Genomic DNA, 19,196 nt, shown 5'->3' with positions numbered 1-19,196 from the left:
AGAGGAAGGGCCATTTTTGATCGCTATTTGAGAGAATCCCACAACTCGGCGGCTGCTCCATCGTCCCAGAGGACTACGTTGCCTACCTCGGTATCTTGGAAACCGCCAATGGGGACGGTCTCGGTGTCTACACCGGAGCCCATGGCAAGTGCCACGCGGGCGAGGTGCCAAACGTGGTCGCCCTCGTCCACGATGAACGAGGAGGCGGTGTGGTTGACCAAGGAGAAGGCGCGGAATGGGTTAATCAGGGTGGCCGGGGAAGCAACCTTATCCAGCAATGCGGAGAAGAATTCGCGCTGTCGCTGCACGCGGTCAAGGTCACCCATGGCGGTGGCGCGGGTGCGCACGTACCCGAGGGCGTCGCGGCCCTTGAGCTTCTGGCAGCCATCTTGGAGATCAATGCCGGCCAGCGGGTCATTGATGGGTTCCTTCACGCATACGTCTACCCCACCCACGGAGTCGACCACATTGGCTAGGCCACCCATGCCGATCTCGGCGTAGTGGTCGATGCGCAGACCGGTCGTGCCCTCGACGGTTTGGACAAGGAGCTGCGGTCCACCGTAGGTAAAAGCAGCATTGATCTTGTCCATGCCAAAACCGGGGACTTCCACGTAGCTATCGCGTGGGATGGAAACGAGCTTGGCCTTGCCGGTGCGTGGGATGTGCAGCAGCATGATGGTGTCGGTGCGGCCCTCGCCCACATCACCACCGGTGCCCAGTTCAGCCTGCTGTTCCTCGCTGAGGCCTTGGCGGGAGTCAGAACCGACGAGCAACCAATTGGTGCCGGCGGTATTAGACACTTGTTCTTCTGGCAGCGCCTCCACGCGGGTGAGGCGGGCATCGGTCCAGAACATGAAGACGAGGTTGAATACCAGCAGGACGACAAGCGCCAAGCCAACGCACCCGAGGGCGCGCTTGGCCGGATTGACCTTTTTGCGCCGGCTGTGCGGGCGCTGCCGGGGTGCAGGGCGCGGCGTGGTGCGACGAGGCGGGCGCTGCTGCGCGCGGTACTGGCTGGGGTAGCGGCTCGGTGTTGGCGGCGGAGTGCGGCGCGGGGGCTGTTGCTGTGGCTGTGGAGCGCGGAAGGATTGTTGCTCGGGTTCCACGCGCCGCGGTGCCGGGCGGGCGGAGGAACGGCGTCGAATGGGGCGGCCGTATCGATCCTTGAGGGGACGTCCATCGGCCCCAAGGACGAATTCAGTGGAGGAGTCGTCGCCGGCGCGGCGGGCCTCCCTATGCGGATCTCGTCCTGATTCAGTCATGCGCTATACCTTACAAGGAGCAGCGAGCAACGCCTGCTTCACGACGTCCCCTTAAGGGCATTTTCACAGGAAGGAATAACCCACGAAAGCGACGGCGTCGATAAGAAAATGCGCTATGACCAAAGGCCATACCCGCCCCGTGCGGTGGTAGTAATAGCCGTAGATTAACCCCATGATGATATTGCCACATCCAGCGGAAACACCCTGGTAGAGGTGGTAAGAACCGCGGAGAATGGAGCTTGCGGCCAGCGTGGCAGGCAGCGACCAGCGGGCCTGGCGCAAGCGCGTCATAAGCCACATCACCACCACGGTTTCTTCCGCGAAGGCGTTGGCAGCGGCCTTGAGGAGGGAAACGGGGATTTCCACCCAGGCATTGGCGAAGTCGCCCGGGATGACTTCCTTGCTCCACCCCAATTGTACCGCCGCGAAATACAGGGCGAGCCCCGGGATGCCAATGAGGGCGGCAAGCCCTGCGCCTTCGAGCCAGTCGCGGGTGCGGTGGGGCCGGGGCACTATGTGATCCTTGGCCAGCAGGAAAAGCGCTAAGGCTCCATAGGAAAAGAGAACAGCGGCGGAGCACAGCTGCAGGCCCATATCCACCCAGGCAAGAGAGGACTGGCTGGAATTGAGCGTGACCGATTGCTCGTTGAGCCGGTGCGGGGAGGCCAGGGAATTAATGAGGTTTAATACCGCCCGCACCCCGGAAATACCGAAGGTGAGGGTGAGGACGATGAGCAGCTCGGCACGTAAAGACTTGGTCATGGGTGCAGGATGTGGGCGAGGCCGAGGAGGGCGGCGTCGGAAAGCGTAATGCCTCCCAGGTGTACGCCCACCGGCGGGTGATTGGGTACGGCCCACGGTACGGAAATGGCTGGCAGACGGGCCATGTTGAACAGGGAACCCCACGGCGACCACCGGGTCTGGGCCGCGAAATTCTCCGCATGGGGCAGGGACAGGAAAGAACCAATACGCGGCGGGTCCGTGGTCAGCATTGGGGTGAGGATGGCATCGACGCCCCATTCCTGGGCCAGCAAGCCGGGTAGTTGCCGGACATGCGCCCGCGCCGCGGCCAGCTCAGCGGCGCTAACGCGCCGGCCCTGCTGAGCAATCCATTCGGCGTAGCCCGCCGCCGGGTTGAGCCCCGCTAGGCGGGAGGTAAAAGTCGTGCGGAAATGCGCAAAGGTGGACCGGGCCTGCGGATACGGGGAAATGGGCACCACGGTGAAGCCGGCTGCCTGTAGTCGTTGGGCGGCCTCGCGGGTGGCGCGCAGATGGTGGGCATCGACGCTGGCATCACAAAACAGGGGCTCTACCAGCAGGCCGATGCGGGCGCGCGGGGTGATCATGCGGTGGCCATGCAGAAAGGCATTATCGGCCACGGTCCGGGTGATAAAGCCCTGCGCACCCAGTTCTTTTCCTGCCGGTTTAAAGCCCACCACGCCGCAGGCCGCGGCCGGCACTCGGATGGAACCGCCGCCATCGCTGGCGTGCGCCGCGCGCAGCAACCCGCGCGCGACCTGTACCGCAGCACCGCCCGAGGAACCACCCGGTGTGCAGCCGGGATAAAGGGGATTATCGGGATGGGGCAGGCCTACTGGTTCCGTATCTACGCGCAGACCCAACTCCGGGGTGGAGGACTTGCCGATGATTAAGGCGCCTTGCTTTTCCAGTCTAGCCACGAAGGGATCGCTGGCGATTGCTTGATAGGTGCGGTCTACATTTCCCAGGGTAGTGGGCATACCAGCGACATTGTAAAGGTCCTTGGCGGAGAGCACCCAGCCGCTAAGACGGCCGCTATGGGTTGCTTTCCGCTCTAGGTCCATATAGGTGAATCCATGCTCTGCAGGGGAAAGGCCGTGCAGATTTGAACGGAGTTGTTCTACGGAAAAGTCCATAAAGCCCCAATATAGAGTCCCTCTGGATCGACTCGAAGCTGTTACTAGGTGGAAACGCTTGGCCAGTAGTACTTTAGCAAAAGCGAGGGAGAGAACTTTTCAGTTCTGTTATGGGTGGCCACCTAGCGATTAGGAAAGAGGAGGCCAGTATGCCTAGGAAGAATAATTTCAAGGCCGTCCTCTTAGCATACAAGTTGCGTCGCGATAGGAACCGAGTACGCTACTCGCGGCGGGATGAGCCTAGGGCACAGGCGTACTAGAGTCGGGATCTGTTAACCCGTTCGCATTTATTTGACACGAAAGCCAGCGAGCGAAGACAGCTTGGTGAGCCAGGGTCAATGCCTAAAGATAATCTAAACGTATCGGAGTATAGGAATTGTCCACCTTGCTAGATCCCAACGGAATTGGTCGAAGTCCATAACCTCCTTACTTTGTTTCCGAGCCGGAGACCTTATCAAGCGGAAAGCGAAAAGCGTGCTGGCATGCGGGCATAGTCTCGTGAATCCGATTAGCAGTTTCACATCGAATGCGGGCTTTGCATGGGAATCAAAATTATTGGAGCAAAACAGATTTGACCTTAACCGCAGGCTGCCGCACTTGTTATGCCATTCGGTCGATAAGCTGCTTTACTTCGTTGATCATTACCTTTCCCATTGCATTACGGGGGAGAGAATCAGTGAAGTAAACGTCCCTTGGAATTGAATGGGAGGCTAAATTGTCGTCCACCCAATCTCGGACATCGTCTTCGGTTACAGAAGATCCATCGGTAACTACAATAGCCGCAATTCGTTGGAATTTCTCGGGATCGTCAACCCCGATTGCGAAGGCTTCTTTAATATGGGGATGTTTCTCTATTACCTCGGTGACGGATTCGGGATGAACATTCTCACCGCCGACAATTATCATGGAATCTGAGCGTCCGACAACATGTAGGTATCCCTCGGAGTCATAGAAGCCCATGTCGCCCATGTTAATCATGCCTCCGGTGTTAGGGACGTAAGGTGGTTCTTTATCGGGATTCGTGTACTCGTCTAGCATCATCGGGCTCTTCATTGCGATTTGTCCGATACGGCCAGTAGGTACTTTATTTCCGTTGCCATCATGAACTAAAACTTGAATTCCAGGTGATGGCATTCCTACGATTGAGGGATCACGGAGGACGACCTCTGGGGGAGCGCAGGTTGTCATATCAGTTTCAGTTGACCCGTACAGATTGGAAACAATCGGACGGCCAAAACGTGAATTAGCGCGTTCGACCAAATCCTTCGTAACTTTATTACCGCTTGACCCTATCCATTTTAAGCTTTCAAGCGAGTAGTCATCGCTGAGCATGTATTTCAAGAAAATAGGAGAAGAGATACTCCCTTCGCATTGGTAGCGATCGATGAGTTCCATGCCCTCTTTAGGGTCGAAGATCCGCCGAATAACCAGGGTATTTGCTCCGGCGAATGCAATATTAAGCCCGCCGTGCCCCCATGCATGGAAAAGTGTGCAAGGCATATATATTGTTTGGAGAGGTTTCCAAGCCATTACCGAAAGGATTTGCCCCAACGTAATGGGGAACATTGGATCATTTCTACCGACTCCTTTAGGGGTACCAGTCGTGCCGGAGGAAAACAGAACATTAGGGGACTGTCCGGGGATGAGCGGAAGCTTGCTTTTCGGGGTCTGGTCAAAAATATGTGAAATGGAGTCTACGATGCGAGGGTGAGTGCTCTCGGAAGCGCGAGGACCGTTGAGGATAACTACCTCAACGGTACTGGGCAGCTTATGGGCTAACTCACTATCCGCGAAAACTAAACGTATATCGTTTTGGTTGATCAGTGTTGTTAACTGTTCTTTCGAGGCTTGCACATTTAGCATATTGCATGACATGCCATTATATGATTTTGCTATAGCAGCATCGATTGTCTCAATCGAATTTAGTGCAAGGACGCCATACGAAAAATCTCGACGCTTCACTCCGTGGCTTTCTGCATAATCAATCAGCCAACGGGAGACGTGTTGAATTTCGGCGCTCAAATCTTGAAAGCTGATTGACCGGCGATCGTCTATCACGGCTATCCTGTTGGGGTGGTTCAGGCGGGCATTTTCCAAGTTGCGGGCGAATGAAAAATGATAGCGGATTATATTGGGCAACGCCATAAGAATTGCCTTTGGGTTATTTCCAAGTCCGATGAACCCGGCGTTATGGGCTGTTCGAAGCATGAACTTCATGCCGATTGCCGTCGCTTTGGCATTTTCTAGGGTTCTAGTGGAGCGCACGGTTGTCCTTTCAAGTTGGATAGAGACGAAGTCTCAAAAATTATAAGGGCAATGAACCTTAATAGCGAGTTCTTGCGAAGCGTTAGCGAAACTTGAGGCCCTTATTCGCATAACATGGTGTGTTATATGTATGCACGTGGTAAAGGTATATATGCTGACGCGAGAACGCGTTTATGTAGCGAACTGACTACATTCCTAACGTGTTGCGAGCCTAGACTGGAGAGAACATGAATATTAATCGCATAACTGTATTTGGCGGCGGGACCCTCGGTGCCCAAGCAGCATTGCAATTCGCACTTTACGGAAAGCAGGTCACGGTCCTGGGCCGTTCCGATAATTCTTTGGAAAAGGCACTCAGTCGCATTCGTGCATATTCCAAAAAATATGAGGAAGAAACGCCCTTCACGGCTGACGAAGTTCTCCGGGCGCAGAAAAGCATCAAAGTTTCCAGTTGCCCAAAGGAAGCATTGAGTGACACCGATCTTGTATTCGAATGCACCAGCGAGTCCAGAGAAGTTAAAAAACAGGTACTTGAAACAATTAAGGCAAATATCGACAGTGATGAAGTGGTCGTCGCTACAAATTCTTCAACTTTATTGCCGAGCTCGTTGGCGAAATACCTTAAAGATGGTTCTCGCTTCCTAGCTATTCACCTTGCAAACGAAATATGGAAGCGTAGTACAGCGGAAATCATGCCTCATCCGGGAACGAAGCCGGAGCTTATGGATGAGGTAGCACAGTTTGTCAAGGAAGTCGGGCTCACTCCTGTTCCTCTAATGAAAGAGCAGCCTGGATATATACTAAACTCTCTCATGATCCCTTGGCTAAGGGCAGGGCTGGATTTGGCGGCGACAGGCGTTGCCTCCCCAAAGGACATAGATGCAGTGTGGGAAGCCGTGATGGGGTCTGAAGGGCCATTTCGGGTAGTCGACATAGTCGGCTTGCGCACGATCGTCTCGGTTTTGTCTTTGGAAGTTGAAGCCGGCATCGAGGGGTCCCAAAGAATTATTGACTATCTAACCGAGGCGTACATCTCTAAAGGCTGCTTGGGAGTCGAAAACGGCAAGGGAATTTACGATTACAGTTGATCTGAAGGTTAAAAATCGTAAGATTTATAGTATACTGGCCGTAATTCGTATCGTTAAAAAGGCTCTCGAGAAGGTTTCTCAATGTTGAAAAAAGTTCGTAAGGGAATTGTCGCTGCTTCGCTAAGCTTCTGTACGATGGCTGCTTCTCTTTCTCCCGCCGGAGCAGCGCCATTTAGTAGTGACGATCGGCAGCTGCCGTATTTGGATCCAACACGAGTAAATCTCCAGGATTTAAATGCCAATCGTGCTGTCGAGAAGGTTTCTCCAAATAATCTTGTGACACTTGGCGATTCTATTTTTAGTAATCCCACTGCTGGTGACGCCGCGTATAGCATGGCTACTCGAGGGGTACAAGATAACGGTGTTCGCTCGGCTTTGCGTGCAGCCTCACCTAATATCAGTGCACGTGGATGTGCTCAGGGCTTTCCGAGTATCCCTAAGTCACTAGCAGCCAACTTGAATGCTCCGTTGAACGACTACTCCTGCCCTGGCGCAACTCTTTACTCACCAAACGGCGGTAATACAATTTTGTCTCAGGTAGATAGCGCCGTTCGAGATGGAGCGTTAAGTCCTAGCACCAAGTATGTGGCTATTCAGGCCGGATACAATGACGTGTATAACAATTATACACTGCCATCAGGAGAGCGCGTTAACGACGATAAACTGGCTGAACTTCTGAATTCACCCACGCAACGGGATCTTTTTGCGAGGGCTATGGATAGGGTTATCGACCGTGTTAAACGAGCGGCTCCAAACGCTACAGTAAAGCTGGTGGGATACCATACCATCACTGACGATCGTCCAGGCGGCTGGCAATGCTTATATCATGTGGGGTATGGACGTGGACAAGATAATGCCTTCGATATCAGTTATGCCTTCCCGATTTATTGGGATACCCGAGGAGAAATAAACTCTAACACTTGGATGCAGCAGGCTGCCGAGCGCAAGAACGTGGGATATATCGATACACGCGAGTTTTCCAAGGATCATGGGGAATGTGCTGCGCCCGAGGACCGTTGGGTAAGCGGGGTTTTGATCGATACTACTACGAGTAGTTATAATCTTGCCCTCCATTTGACAGATGTCGGGGTAAATGAAATTTCCCGTCACGTTGCTGCACAGTACCGCTAATTTAACTCAGTCTTCCAAAAGAAAGATACTCAATCGTGCTCTTAGATACCAAGAATCCGAGTAGTCCACTTACTATGGCCTTTAACTACTATAGTGGAATGTTCGATAGCTTCGTCGACTCCGTAGTAAATGCAGTCCAGAATGCCGCACCGCAACTGCTCGGTATTGTTCAAACATTGCCTTGGTAAGAAGGCCGAGCTATACATGGCGGTGCCGCGGTCGCCCCGTTAGTAGTGGATAGGTGTTAACTGTATGGCGGGGTCGAGAGTCGGCTGCTTAGATGATTTTCTCCCAGCTGATGTTATTTTTGCACCGCATATATTTTGACGAGGCTGGAATTGAGAAGTTTATCCCGCCTGCCGTTTTTGTGTTAGACTTCTCTTTTGTCAAGCTACCAGCCACTGCACTCAAGGTTTAAGGCGTGCGCCCCACGGTACTGTAGGCATGAAATTGGCCAATATGACGACTTGCACACTGAATCATGGCTCCACTCCAAGGGTTGCTTACCTTGGGCCGCCAGGATCCTTTACCCAAATCGCCGCTGAGACGTTAACCCGTAATTTTTCGGCAGCGACGATGTTTTCGATGGGTTCTCCTTCGGATATCATTGGAACTCTACACTGCGGAACTGCTGAATATGCATGCTTAGCGTTCGAAAATTCCGTAGAAGGTGCGGTTACTTCGACCTATGATGCGCTCATAGAATCTGGACCGGTCCAGATTTACGGTGAAGCGGATATTTCCATCGCGTTCAATATTATGACCTTGCCGAATCAACGAACGATTAGGCGGTTGAGCGCCCACCCGGTGGCATTTCGTCAGATTCGCTCTTGGGTAAAACAAAATTTACCCGAGGTGGATTTTGTCCCGGCAAGCTCAAACTCTGCGGCTGCAGAGGCCGTAGTGCGAGGACAGATGGACGCAGCCGCAGCACCGGGGCGCGCCGCGGAGCTCTTTGGGCTGGAGTCTATTGCACGAGATGTAGCGGATTTTCCTAATGCACAAACCCGATTCATTTTGGTAGGGTTGCCAGGAAAGCCACCGGCGCGAACTGGCCATGATCGAACTAGTGTCTTCTTTTCTCTTCCCAATAAGCCGGGTAGCTTGGTCGGAGCTCTGCAGGATTTTTCCCAACGGGGTGTTGATTTATCTAGGATTGAGTCTCGCCCTACACGAGATGCTCTCGGTAATTATCGCTTTTTTGTGGATCTTATTGGGCATATCGAGGATCAAGCTGTTGCAGAAGCCCTGCGTGCACTAAAGATGCGGGCAGAGGATATGCGGTTCTTAGGTTCTTGGCCGGCGGCAACGCCTGCGGGCAAGCCGCCGCGCGATATCACCGCGGCGGATGATTGGGTAGCACGGGCTCGCAGGGGCCAATAGTCTAGAAGCATGCCCGGAAGAATTATCCTGCTGCGTCACGGCCAGACCTATTCCAATATTTCGCGCTTTCTCGATACCCGCCCGCCTGGGGCAGAGCTTACCGAGCGCGGCCGCGACCAAGCCACGGAGGTAGGCCGGGAGCTAACGCAGTTGGTGGGCGAGCGCGAGGTGGAATTTAAATGCTCCATTGCCCTGCGCGCTCAGCAGACCGCGATGCTGGCGGCACGTGCCTTTGAGCAGGAGCGCGGTATGCCGGAATTCTCTCAGCGCGTTGACGTAATCTCCGGCGTGCACGAAATTTTCGCCGGTGACTGGGAGATGGACGGTAGCGAAGATGCCCATCGGGCGCACATGGCGGCTATGCGTGGCTGGTGCGATGGCGAGCGCGGTGCCGGGATGGAAGGCGGCGAGACCTTGGATGATGTGCTGGCGCGCTACCAGCCGGTGCTGGAGGGCTTTGCGGAGCAGCTTGCCGACGACCACGATGTCATCCTTGTCAGCCACGGCGCCGCCATCCGCGTGGTCACCAAGCACGCCACGGGTGTTGACGCCGACTTTGCCTATACCGGATACCTGGCCAATTGCCGTTTTATGGTGATGGAACCGCGCGGCAAAAACTTTGGGCAGTGGACCTTGACCCGCTGGGCAGATACCGAACTCTAGCCCCAGCCCAAGCGGTGCAGCTCTTCTTCCTCAAGGCCAAAGTAATGGCCAAGTTCGTGGAATACGGTGACCTTGACCTGTTCTGCTAGCTCTTCTTCGTTGCCGGACCAGCGCTGCAGCGTCTTCCGGTAAATGAAGATCGCATCGGGCAGGAAACCGGTGTGATCGAAGGTGCGGTGCGGCAGTGCGACGCCCTCGTAGAGCCCTAGCAGCATAGGGTTATCGGGATTTTCATCTTCAACCAAGATGACGAGGTTGCGCATGCGGCGCACGAATTCCTCGGGGACTTGATCCAGCGCCTCGTTGATCATCTCATCGAAGCGCTCTTCTGATACCTCGACCATTAGGGCGCTGGGGCCGGTGCGGGGGCGGCGGACTCGGGTGCCGGACTATTGTCCTTGTCCTCACGCAGTGGATTGCGCTCAGGGCGTTCCTCCGGCGGTTGACCGTCGATAGTCAGCGCCTGGCGACCACCGGTAGCGGAACCGGTGATGGCAGAGAAACCGCCGCCTTCGCGGGCATGCACAAGGGAGCAATTGACGGATTTGGTGCCGCCATTCCACGAGGCCTCGGTGATAGAGCCCCAGAATGGTTGCAGCGTGGACTGGTAGAGCTGCTCCTCGCCGCCAAGGTAGTCCTCAGTAGCGGCGGTACACGTATCGGACAGGAACTTGTCCATATCCTTGCCGTCCGGGTAGCCGTCAGGGAACTGCTTGCCCACATCGATGACGGAAACGGTCTCCATTTGGTGGGGCTTAGCGCAGTCGACGACGTGCGGAACTTGCTTGTCATCGATGGCCAAGCACTCGCCCGGCTTGGCGAGGTTTGCCTGCTCGGAGGCCTCGACGTTGCCGGTAGTAAGCTGCGGTACGCCGTGATCATCGGTGGTTTGCAGGCCACACAGCAAGGTGCGGTCGCCGCGATCCCAGGCGGACTGCGGCGGCAGAATGGACGCCACATCGTACTTACCATTCGGATCCCACTTCCCGTGCAGGTAGCCCACGGAGGCGGATTCGCACAGCTCATCGCGCAATTGGTGTTGGCGGGTTAGCGCTGGTCGGGTGGCATCAGGGCCGAATTCGCTGGTGGGGTAGACGCTCAGGTCTTCGTTCTTGGAAACCTCGAAGCGGTGCTGTTCGGAGCACGGTACTTCCTTGAACCCAGTGGCGGAGCCATCCTGGGCGATGTCCCACGTCAAGCAAGCGCCGGCGGCCGCAGCGGTGAAGGGCTCCGGTTTAGGAGCGGCGGTTTCTGAAGTATCCCCACTATTGTGCTGCTGGGCAGCGGTAGTATCTTCGCCACCCGATTTGTGGGAGCTGATAACGCCATAGATGCCCATGAAAACGGCCGCCGCGATTGCCGCAATCAAGACAATCTGGACGGCCACAGCGGAACGCCACGCAGGTGATTTCTTCATAAGGCCCTTAATCTTACCTGTTAAGCAGGGTGCTGGCTAGATACTGTTCTCCCTAGCCACCCGGGTAGTCAGGCGGTAGCGGTCGGTGCGGTAGACGGAGGAACACCACTCCACCGGCCTATCACCCGAGCGGGAGTAGCGCACGATGTGTAGCAGTGGGGTGCCCACGGGGACGTCGAGAAGCGGGGCAGTGTCCGCTTCGGCTGAAATCGCCGAGACCGTTTGATCCGCATCGGTGATGGGGACGTCAAAGACGGAGTCGAGGATGGCGTAGACCGAATTGTAGGTGTCATTTTCTAGCAGGCTGGGCGCATACGTGGAGTTATACCAGCCGTCATCAATGGAGTAGGGCTCGCCATCGCCCAAGCGCAGGCGGCGCAGATGAATATGTTCGGTTTGGGCAGGCGTATCAAAAAAGAGGGCGGCATCCTCCGGGGCGCTGCTGCGTCCGCTGGTAAGGATTTTGGAGGAGGCAGTGACGTCTTGTGCGCCCATCTCATCCGAGAATGAGGCTAGGTGGAGCCGGGAGACAAGGGGATTGGGCGCTACGAAGGTGCCCTTTCCGCGGACGCGTCGCAGTTTTCCGGCCGCGACAAGATCCCCGATGGCGCGGCGTACCGTGATCCGTGACACGCCATAGGTTTCTTCAAGAAGCCTCTCGCCGGGCAAGATATCGCCGGGTTTGAGGGTCGTGCGGCACAATTCTTCGAGGATATCGTGCAATTGGGTGTGTTTTGGAACTGGACCGTCCGTAATTGTGCGGGCGGGGAGCTGAACGGCGGACATAAAGCCATCATAATTCGGTGGTTATTACCACCGCAAGACGTTGTCAATACGCTAAACTTACATTCGTGATTGATCTCAAGCTACTCCGCGAAAACCCCGACGTTGTCCGTGCTTCCCAGGTGAACCGAGGTGAGGATCCCTCCCTCGTAGACCAGCTCTTGGAAGCTGATGAGCAGCGCCGCACTGCTATCCAAAAGGCCGACGAACTGCGCTCTGAGCAGAAGGCTTTTGGCAAGAAGATTGGCCAAGCCTCCCCAGAGGAGCGTCCGGCACTGCTGGAGGGCTCTAATGAGCTGAAGGCCAAGGTCAAGGAGGCGGAAGAGGCACAGTCTGCCGCTGAGGCCAAGGTGGAAGAGCTGCAGTACAAGCTCGATAACGTGGTTGAAGGTGCCCCGGCCGGCGGCGAAGATGACTTCGTAGTGGTAGAAGAAGTAGGCCAGATTCCTGAGTTCGACTTCGAGCCAAAGGATCACCTTGAGTTGGGCGAGTCCCTCGGTCTCATTGACGTCAAGCGCGGCGCTAAGGTAGGCGGCGCTCGTTTCTACTACCTTACCGGCGATGGTGCCTTCCTACAGCTGGGAATGCTGATGCTCGCGGCGCAGAAGGCGCGCGAAGCCGGCTTCAAGCTGATGATCCCGCCAGTTCTGGTTCGCCCAGACATTATGTCCGGCACCGGTTTCTTGGGCCAGCACTCCGATGAGGTTTATTACCTACCGGCCGATGATATGTACCTGGTAGGCACCTCTGAGGTGGCCCTTGCCGGTTACCACAAGGATGAGATCATCGACCTCTCCAATGGCCCGCTGCAGTACGCCGGCTGGTCCTCCTGCTTCCGCCGTGAGGCTGGCTCCCACGGTAAGGACACTCGCGGCATCCTGCGCGTCCACCAATTCGACAAGCTGGAGATGTTTGTCTACTGCAAGCCGGAGGACGCGGAAGAAATGCACCAGCGCCTTCTGTCCATGGAAAAGGACATGCTTGCAGCCATGGAACTGCCCTACCGCACCATCGATATTGCCGGTGGCGACCTCGGTTCTTCGGCGGCCCGCAAGTTCGACAATGAGGCTTGGGTTCCTACCCAAGACACCTACCGTGAGCTGACCTCCACCTCGAACTGCACCACCTTCCAGGCTCGCCGCCTGTCCACCCGCTACCGCGATGAGAACGGCAAGACCCAGATCGCAGCTACCCTGAACGGCACGCTGGCGACTACCCGCTGGCTCGTTGCCATTCTGGAAAACCACCAGCAGGCTGACGGCTCCGTCGTTGTCCCTGAGGCCCTGCGCCCGTTCGTGGGCAAGGATGTCCTGACCCCGCAGTAAGTCCGCCGTCGTCCTGGAGAGTTATGAACGCTGCGACGAATTTCCTGTACCGCCAGATCACCCACATTGGCAGGGGGGTGACTCTGGCACAGGGGTTAAAAATGCGCCTTTCGGGGGAAGAAAATATCCCCGATAAGGGCGGCGCGGTGTTGGTCTGCAACCACACCGGCTACATGGATTTCCTTTTCGGCGCCTTTTTGGCCTATCGCAAGAAGCGTCTCGTACGCTTCCTGGCTAAAGCTGGAATCTTTAAAGCCCCAGTGGCGGGACCTTTGTTGAGGGCCATGCATCACGTGCCAGTTGACCGTATCGATGGCAGCGCCTCCTTCCGCCAAGCGGTACAGCTGGCCAAGGACGGCGAACTCGTGGGCGTGTTTTCTGAAGGCACAATTTCCCGCAGCTTTGAAATCCGCAGCATGAAAAGTGGCGCCTCCCGCATTGCCTATGAGGCGGGGGTGCCGGTAATCCCGCAGGTCATTTTTGGTTCGCAACGCCTGTGGACCAAGGGACACAAAAAGAACCTGGGACGGACCAAGACGCCTGTCTTTATTACCGCCCTCGAACCGTACTATCCCACCGGTGATGCGGAGGCTGATACCGCGGAGATTCGACGCCGTATGCAAGAGGCGTTGGAAGGACTATGGGAGCAGTACGAAGCCGAATTTGGGCCCATGCCTGCCGGTGAATACTGGGTGCCCGCCCGTAAAGGTGGAGGGGCTCCTACCCTTGATGAGGCAGAAGCTCGCGATGCTGAAGTGGAGACCGAACGTCACCGCGTACGCCGACTGCGCGACGATCTAGTGGGCCTCAAAGAACGCGTCTCCGTTACTACGGTTGACTTGGTGCGCAATCACATGGCCGCCGCCAAGGGAACGGACGGGGAGGAGCCAAAGAATAAGGCGCGTACCGCCCCGGAGACCTTGGAGTGGATCAAGCACAACCTCAATGCCGTGGTTGAAGAGGCAACCCGCGGCTTGGATGAAGGCCGCGATAAGGTCGCGGATGTCATGGCGCAGCTGAAGTCGGATGTGGCGCAAACCCAAGTGTCCATCACGGCCAGCAGTAAGGAGATATGGGCCGGTTCCGTAGCAGAGCAGGGCCTGTTGGCGGCAGCTACCCAATCCCGGCTTATCGTCTCGCGTTTGCCGCACCGCATGAAGGCGCAATTCTCTTCCATCCCCCGCGTGGTAGTGGCGCACAGCAGCGCGCTGAATTGGGAAGATGGCGCGCTGACTCCGCGATTGCACAAGGCTTTGGCGGAGATCTATCCGGCGGCCGAAGTCCTGATCGTGATATCACCCGCCGGTGAGGTGGATGTTCCGCAGGCCGTGTGGAGCGTTGTCCTTGATGAGGATGCTGTGCAGCCGCGTCTCGATACCAATGCACTCTCCGTCACTGCCGCGACCGCGGTACAAGGCGTGGAGCGCATCCTCGAGGATCTGCAAGCTAAGTCGGAGGAGGCCCTGGTTTTTGCTAACGAGCCAGGAGATGAGGATTTCCTTGACTGGATGCCGGTGGTGGCTTTGGAAACTGCCCCTATTGAGGTGGTCAAGGGCGCCCAAGCGGTCACATATTCTGCGGAGAAAGCCGGAATGTCCGAAGTGCTTGAAGTGATGGCACGGTTAGCGCAGAAATAGCGCGGGCTTTGCGTCTGCTTTGCACCCCCGCCAGGGGGTGCTTTTTCTTTTCGGGTGGCTAAGTATTTTAGGAAAAGTTACTGCTTACGGGCCTGAAACCTACGTGTGAGTAACCATCTGTGTAACTGACGCCCGTGACTCCTATCATAGGTTTAAGGAGATAAAATCTCTGCAGCCGTGGTGTGAATCTTTCCACCGAAACCGCAATTTAACTGCTCTTAGCTGTGCTTTTGTCATCTCATTCATGGATTTATGGCGCAGGCACATGCAAGCACCAAGGAAGGAGATGCGGTCAGCAATGACCCAGCAAAGCAACCAATCCTTTAACCCCGAATACTTTGAAAATCTATGGAATGGATACGCAGATGAGGACTACGACGTAGTCATCATCGGTGGCGGTTCCGTAGGCGCTGGTGCGGCAGCGGACGCCGCTACCCGTGGCCTCAAGACCGCCGTCATTGAGGCACGCGACTTCGCCGCAGGTACCTCTTCTCGCTCCTCCAAGATGTTCCACGGTGGCCTGCGCTACCTAGCCATGTTTGACTTCCGCCTAGTGGCGGAGTCCCTCAAGGAGCGCGAGCTCAATATGTCTACCCTGGCACCCCACCTGGTGAAGCCGCTGAAGTTCATCTTCCCGCTGACCCACCACGTATGGGAGCGCGTGATGATGTTCGGTGGCTTTACTCTTTATGACCTCATGGGCGGCTCGAAGAGCGTGCCAATGCAGAAGCACCTCACCCGCAAGGGAGTGCTGAAGGTGACCCCAGGCCTGAAGGACGATGCCATTGTGGGCGGCGTGCGCTACTACGACACTTTGGTTGATGACGCCCGCCACACCATGACCGTGCTGCGTACCGCCGCCGAGTATGGTGCCGATGTACGTACCAATACCGAGGTCATTGGCTTTGACAAGGACCGCGGCGGCCGCATCGTAGGCGCGAAGGTTCGCGATACCGCCACCGGCCGCGAGACCACCGTGCGGGGCAAGGTCTTTATCAACGCCACCGGCGTGTGGAATGACAAGATTCAAGAGATGGCCGGCGTGGAGGGCAAGTTCACCGTGCACGCCTCCAAGGGTGTGCACATCGTTGTGCCCAAGGATGCGCTTGATGCAGAGGCAGCCCTGTGCTTCGTCACCGAAAAGTCCGTCCTCTTCGTTATCCCATGGGGCGAGTACTGGATCATCGGTACCACCGATACCGATTGGGAAAAGGGTCTCTCCTTGCCGGATCCGGCGCCGACCAAGTCCGATATTGACTACATTCTGGACCAGGTAAACCAGCGCGTACGCCGCCAGATCACCCGCGATGACATCGTGGGTGTCTACTCCGGCCTGCGCCCGCTGCTGTCCGGCAAGTCCGATTCCACCACCAACCTCTCCCGCAACCACGCCGTCGCACGCGTGGCCCCAGGCATGGTCTCTGTCGCCGGCGGTAAGTACACCACGTACCGCGTCATCGGTAAGGACGCCGTGGACCTAGCGGTGAAGGAACTGGGTACCAAGGTCCCAGAGTCCATCACCGAGCAAACCCCGATCCTGGGCGCCGCCGGCTATCACGCCTTGGCCAACCAGGTCCCATCCTTAGCTCGTCGCTATAACCTGAGCGAGAAGTTCATTGAGCACCTGCTCGGCCGCTATGGCTCTTTGCTGGGCGAGGTTCTAGCGCCAGCTACTGAGGACGCCTCCCTGCTCGAGCCAGTGCCAGGTGCCGAGTCCTACCTGTGGGCCGAGGTCCGCTACGCCGTCACCCACGAGGGTGCATTGCACTTGGAAGACATCCTGTCCCGCCGCCTGCGCATCGCCATCGAGTTCGGCGACCGCGGTGTGAACGCCGCCCCGGCCGTTGCTGATTTTGTAGCACCGCTGCTGGGCTGGAGCGACGCCGACAAGGAGCGCGAGGTATCCCAATTCAAGGCCCACACACAGGCCGAACTTGAAGCAGAAGCTGCGGTAACTGACCGTGAGGCCAATGACATTTTGGTACGCGCAGGATCCGCCCGATCTACCCAAAACGAGGTATAAGTTATGACCGGATTTGATGCATTCCTGTGGGAGTTTATCGGCACTGCGTTGCTGCTCCTTCTAGGTAACGGCGTATGTGCACTGGTGAACCTGCGCACCTCTGGCGCACGCGGCTCCGACTGGGTCGTTATCGCCCTGGGCTGGGGTATGGGTGTCTTCGTCGGTGCCAGCGTGGCCGATCCCACGGGCGGGCACCTTAACCCCGCCGTCACCGTAATGTTGGCCGTCAATGGCTCGCTCGAGTGGTCTCTGGTGCCGTATTACCTCCTGGGCCAGATCCTCGGCGCTATCCTCGGTGCCATCCTGGCATGGGCTGCCTTCAAGCAGCTTTTCGACGCCAATAATTACGACGACGCCGGAAACGTCACCGGCGCCAATAAGGACACCAACGGTATCTTCTTTACCAAGCCGGCACATCCTAAGAACGGCTGGAATGCGGTGACGGAGTTCATCGCCACCTGCGTGCTGTTGATGTTCATCGCCTTCGGCCCCACCGGCGGCGAGCTTGGCCCAATGAGCTACTTTGCCGTTGCTTTCGTTGTGGTGTCGGTCGGCCTGTCCCTGGGTACTCCTACGGGTTATGCCATCAATCCGGTCCGTGACCTGGGCCCGCGAATTGCTTATGCATTCATCTTGCCCATCCAGGACAAAGGTAGCGCGAACTGGGGCTATGCTTGGGTTCCTATCGTGGCCCCATTGGTCGCGGCCGTAGCCGTTGGCCTGTTGTCCGTTGCGCTCTAATTCCATCTTCGTATAGGAGACTAGACACATGACTAACAAGAAATACGTCGCCGCTATCGACCAGGGAACCACGTCGACGCGCTGCATCATCTTTGACCACAACGGCGAGCAGGCTGCCGTTGGCCAGCTCGAGCACGAGCAGATCTTCCCGGAAAAAGGCTGGGTAGAACACGATCCGGAAGAAATCTGGAGCAATACCCGTCGCGCCGTCGGTGAGGCTCTTGCCAATGGCGACATCACCGTGGAAGACATTGACTCGGTAGGTATCACCAACCAGCGTGAGACCACCGTGGTGTGGGATAAGCACACCGGTAAGCCGGTCTACAACGCCATTGTCTGGCAAGATACCCGTACCACCGCCATCTGTAAGGAACTCTCGGGTGAGGAAGGACCAGAAAAGTGGCGCCGCCGCACCGGTCTGATCATCAACTCCTACCCGGCGGGACCGAAGGTGAAGTGGATCCTCGATAACGTCGAAGGTGCCCGCGAGCGTGCTGAGGCAGGCGACCTGCTCTTCGGCACCATCGATAGCTGGCTGCTGTGGAACCTCACCGGCGGCGCCGAGGGCGATGCCGGCCGCGAAGCGCTGCACGCCACCGACGTCACCAACGCCTCCCGCACCCTGCTTATGGACATCGAAAAGCTGGAGTGGGATGAGGAATTGTGTAAGGAAATGGGCATCCCGATGTCCATGCTGCCGGAGATTCGTCCGTCCCTGGGTGATTTCCGTACCGTGCGTGAGCGCGGTTCGCTTTCCGGTGTGCCTATCCGCGCCATCCTGGGTGACCAGCAGTCTGCGATGTTTGGCCAAGGCTGCTTCCGCGCAGGTTCCGCAAAGAATACCTACGGAACCGGCCTGTTCCTCCTGCTGAACACGGGCACTACCCCAAAGTTCTCTGAGAACGGCCTGCTGACCACCGTCTGCTTCCAGCGCGAGGGCGAGCGCCCCGTGTATGCCCTCGAGGGTTCTGTATCCATGGGCGGTTCCCTGGTGCAGTGGCTGCGCGATAACCTGCAGATCATCCCCAACGCTGCGTCCATCGAAAACCTCGCGCGCGAAGTTAAGGACAACGGCGGCGTTTATATCGTGCCGGCCTTCTCCGGACTCTTCGCTCCGTACTGGCGCCCGGATGCTCGCGGCGTCATCGTGGGCCTGACCCGCTTTGCTAACCGCAAGCACTTGGCTCGCGCCGTGCTCGAATCCACCGCGTACCAGACGCGCGATGTTGCCGACGCTATGGTCGCGGACTCCGGCGTGGAGATTACCGAGCTGCGCGTGGATGGTGGCATGACCATGAATGAACTGCTGATGCAGTTTCAGTCCGATATCCTCGGCGTGGAAGTACACCGCCCGAAGAATATCGAGACCACCGCCACCGGCGCGGCCTTCGCGGCAGGCTTGGACAATGGCTTCTGGGATGACCTGAGCGTTTTGGGTAACCAGGAAGGAGACATGAAGGTGTTTAAGCCGAAGCGCGAGAAGGAAGAGGTAGAGGCCCTCTACCGTGACTGGAAGCGCGCTATTAAACGTTCCTTGGACTGGGAGGATAATGAGGACGAGGACCTGAACATCTAAGTCCTGA

The 19,196-nt window shown here is 56.9% G+C and carries 16 protein-coding genes; 9 read left to right on the top strand and 7 right to left on the bottom strand.

The window, feature by feature from the left end:
- Positions 1-23: 23 nt before the first annotated feature.
- The 4 genes from QP971_RS09305 to QP971_RS09290 all read right to left on the bottom strand — a co-directional run bounded on the left by QP971_RS09305 (position 24) and on the right by QP971_RS09290 (position 5,422).
- The gene (locus tag QP971_RS09305) at positions 24-1,262 is read right to left on the bottom strand and encodes an LCP family protein (protein ID WP_284788442.1); all 1,239 of its coding nucleotides are present in this window, start codon (positions 1,260-1,262) and stop codon (positions 24-26) included.
- A gap of 63 nt (positions 1,263-1,325) precedes the next feature.
- On the bottom strand, positions 1,326-2,024 hold the full coding sequence (locus QP971_RS09300) for a CPBP family intramembrane glutamic endopeptidase (protein WP_239274054.1): 699 nt from the start codon (positions 2,022-2,024) through the stop codon (positions 1,326-1,328).
- Positions 2,021-3,157: an amidase gene (locus QP971_RS09295; RefSeq protein ID WP_284811506.1), complete on the bottom strand. Its 1,137-nt coding sequence runs from the start codon at positions 3,155-3,157 to the stop codon at positions 2,021-2,023. Before QP971_RS09295 ends, QP971_RS09300 begins: the two co-directional genes overlap by 4 nt.
- Before the next feature lie 600 nt (positions 3,158-3,757).
- Positions 3,758-5,422 (bottom strand): AMP-binding protein, encoded by a 1,665-nt coding sequence (locus QP971_RS09290; RefSeq protein ID WP_284811507.1) that lies wholly within the window; start codon positions 5,420-5,422, stop codon positions 3,758-3,760.
- A 227-nt stretch (positions 5,423-5,649) separates the two neighbouring features.
- On the opposite strand from QP971_RS09290, the gene QP971_RS09285 reads away from it, so the two are divergent.
- The 4 genes from QP971_RS09285 to QP971_RS09270 all read left to right on the top strand — a co-directional run bounded on the left by QP971_RS09285 (position 5,650) and on the right by QP971_RS09270 (position 9,687).
- Complete coding sequence (locus QP971_RS09285) at positions 5,650-6,510, top strand: 3-hydroxyacyl-CoA dehydrogenase NAD-binding domain-containing protein (protein WP_284811509.1); 861 nt, start codon at positions 5,650-5,652, stop codon at positions 6,508-6,510.
- A gap of 81 nt (positions 6,511-6,591) precedes the next feature.
- Positions 6,592-7,641 (top strand): GDSL-type esterase/lipase family protein, encoded by a 1,050-nt coding sequence (locus QP971_RS09280; RefSeq protein ID WP_284811512.1) that lies wholly within the window; start codon positions 6,592-6,594, stop codon positions 7,639-7,641.
- Between the two features lie 444 nt (positions 7,642-8,085).
- A complete protein-coding gene (gene pheA / locus QP971_RS09275) occupies positions 8,086-9,024 on the top strand; it encodes a prephenate dehydratase (RefSeq protein ID WP_284811514.1) in 939 nt (312 codons plus the stop codon).
- A gap of 9 nt (positions 9,025-9,033) precedes the next feature.
- Complete coding sequence (locus tag QP971_RS09270; protein ID WP_284811515.1) at positions 9,034-9,687, top strand: histidine phosphatase family protein; 654 nt, start codon at positions 9,034-9,036, stop codon at positions 9,685-9,687.
- Here QP971_RS09270 and QP971_RS09265 read toward each other — a convergent pair.
- Genes QP971_RS09265 through QP971_RS09255 form a run of 3 tightly spaced genes read right to left on the bottom strand, consistent with a single transcriptional unit; the run spans position 9,684 to position 11,890 of the window.
- Positions 9,684-10,031: a metallopeptidase family protein gene (locus QP971_RS09265; protein ID WP_284811518.1), complete on the bottom strand. Its 348-nt coding sequence runs from the start codon at positions 10,029-10,031 to the stop codon at positions 9,684-9,686. The two genes, QP971_RS09270 and QP971_RS09265, sit on opposite strands and share 4 nt — an antisense overlap.
- Positions 10,031-11,104, bottom strand: coding sequence for a septum formation family protein (locus QP971_RS09260; protein WP_284811520.1), 1,074 nt, complete (start codon positions 11,102-11,104; stop codon positions 10,031-10,033). The genes QP971_RS09265 and QP971_RS09260 overlap by 1 nt, the downstream gene beginning before the upstream one ends.
- A gap of 36 nt (positions 11,105-11,140) precedes the next feature.
- Positions 11,141-11,890: a GntR family transcriptional regulator gene (locus tag QP971_RS09255; protein WP_239278614.1), complete on the bottom strand. Its 750-nt coding sequence runs from the start codon at positions 11,888-11,890 to the stop codon at positions 11,141-11,143.
- Between the two features lie 65 nt (positions 11,891-11,955).
- On the opposite strand from QP971_RS09255, the gene serS reads away from it, so the two are divergent.
- The 5 genes from serS to glpK all read left to right on the top strand — a co-directional run bounded on the left by serS (position 11,956) and on the right by glpK (position 19,189).
- Positions 11,956-13,212: a serine--tRNA ligase gene (gene serS / locus QP971_RS09250; RefSeq protein ID WP_239278612.1), complete on the top strand. Its 1,257-nt coding sequence runs from the start codon at positions 11,956-11,958 to the stop codon at positions 13,210-13,212.
- Between the two features lie 101 nt (positions 13,213-13,313).
- The gene (locus QP971_RS09245) at positions 13,314-14,849 is read left to right on the top strand and encodes a lysophospholipid acyltransferase family protein (protein ID WP_284788431.1); all 1,536 of its coding nucleotides are present in this window, start codon (positions 13,314-13,316) and stop codon (positions 14,847-14,849) included.
- A 298-nt stretch (positions 14,850-15,147) separates the two neighbouring features.
- Complete coding sequence (locus QP971_RS09240) at positions 15,148-16,872, top strand: glycerol-3-phosphate dehydrogenase/oxidase (RefSeq protein WP_284811522.1); 1,725 nt, start codon at positions 15,148-15,150, stop codon at positions 16,870-16,872.
- A 3-nt stretch (positions 16,873-16,875) separates the two neighbouring features.
- Complete coding sequence (locus QP971_RS09235; protein ID WP_225746291.1) at positions 16,876-17,613, top strand: MIP/aquaporin family protein; 738 nt, start codon at positions 16,876-16,878, stop codon at positions 17,611-17,613.
- Positions 17,614-17,641: 28 nt separating this feature from the next.
- Positions 17,642-19,189: a glycerol kinase GlpK gene (gene glpK, locus QP971_RS09230; protein WP_239274041.1), complete on the top strand. Its 1,548-nt coding sequence runs from the start codon at positions 17,642-17,644 to the stop codon at positions 19,187-19,189.
- The last annotated feature ends 7 nt before the right edge of the window (positions 19,190-19,196 follow it).

This window comes from Corynebacterium marquesiae, assembly GCF_030229635.1.
Classification (GTDB): Bacteria; Actinomycetota; Actinomycetes; order Mycobacteriales; family Mycobacteriaceae; genus Corynebacterium; species Corynebacterium marquesiae.
This window is presented reverse-complemented; position numbering and strand designations above follow the sequence as displayed.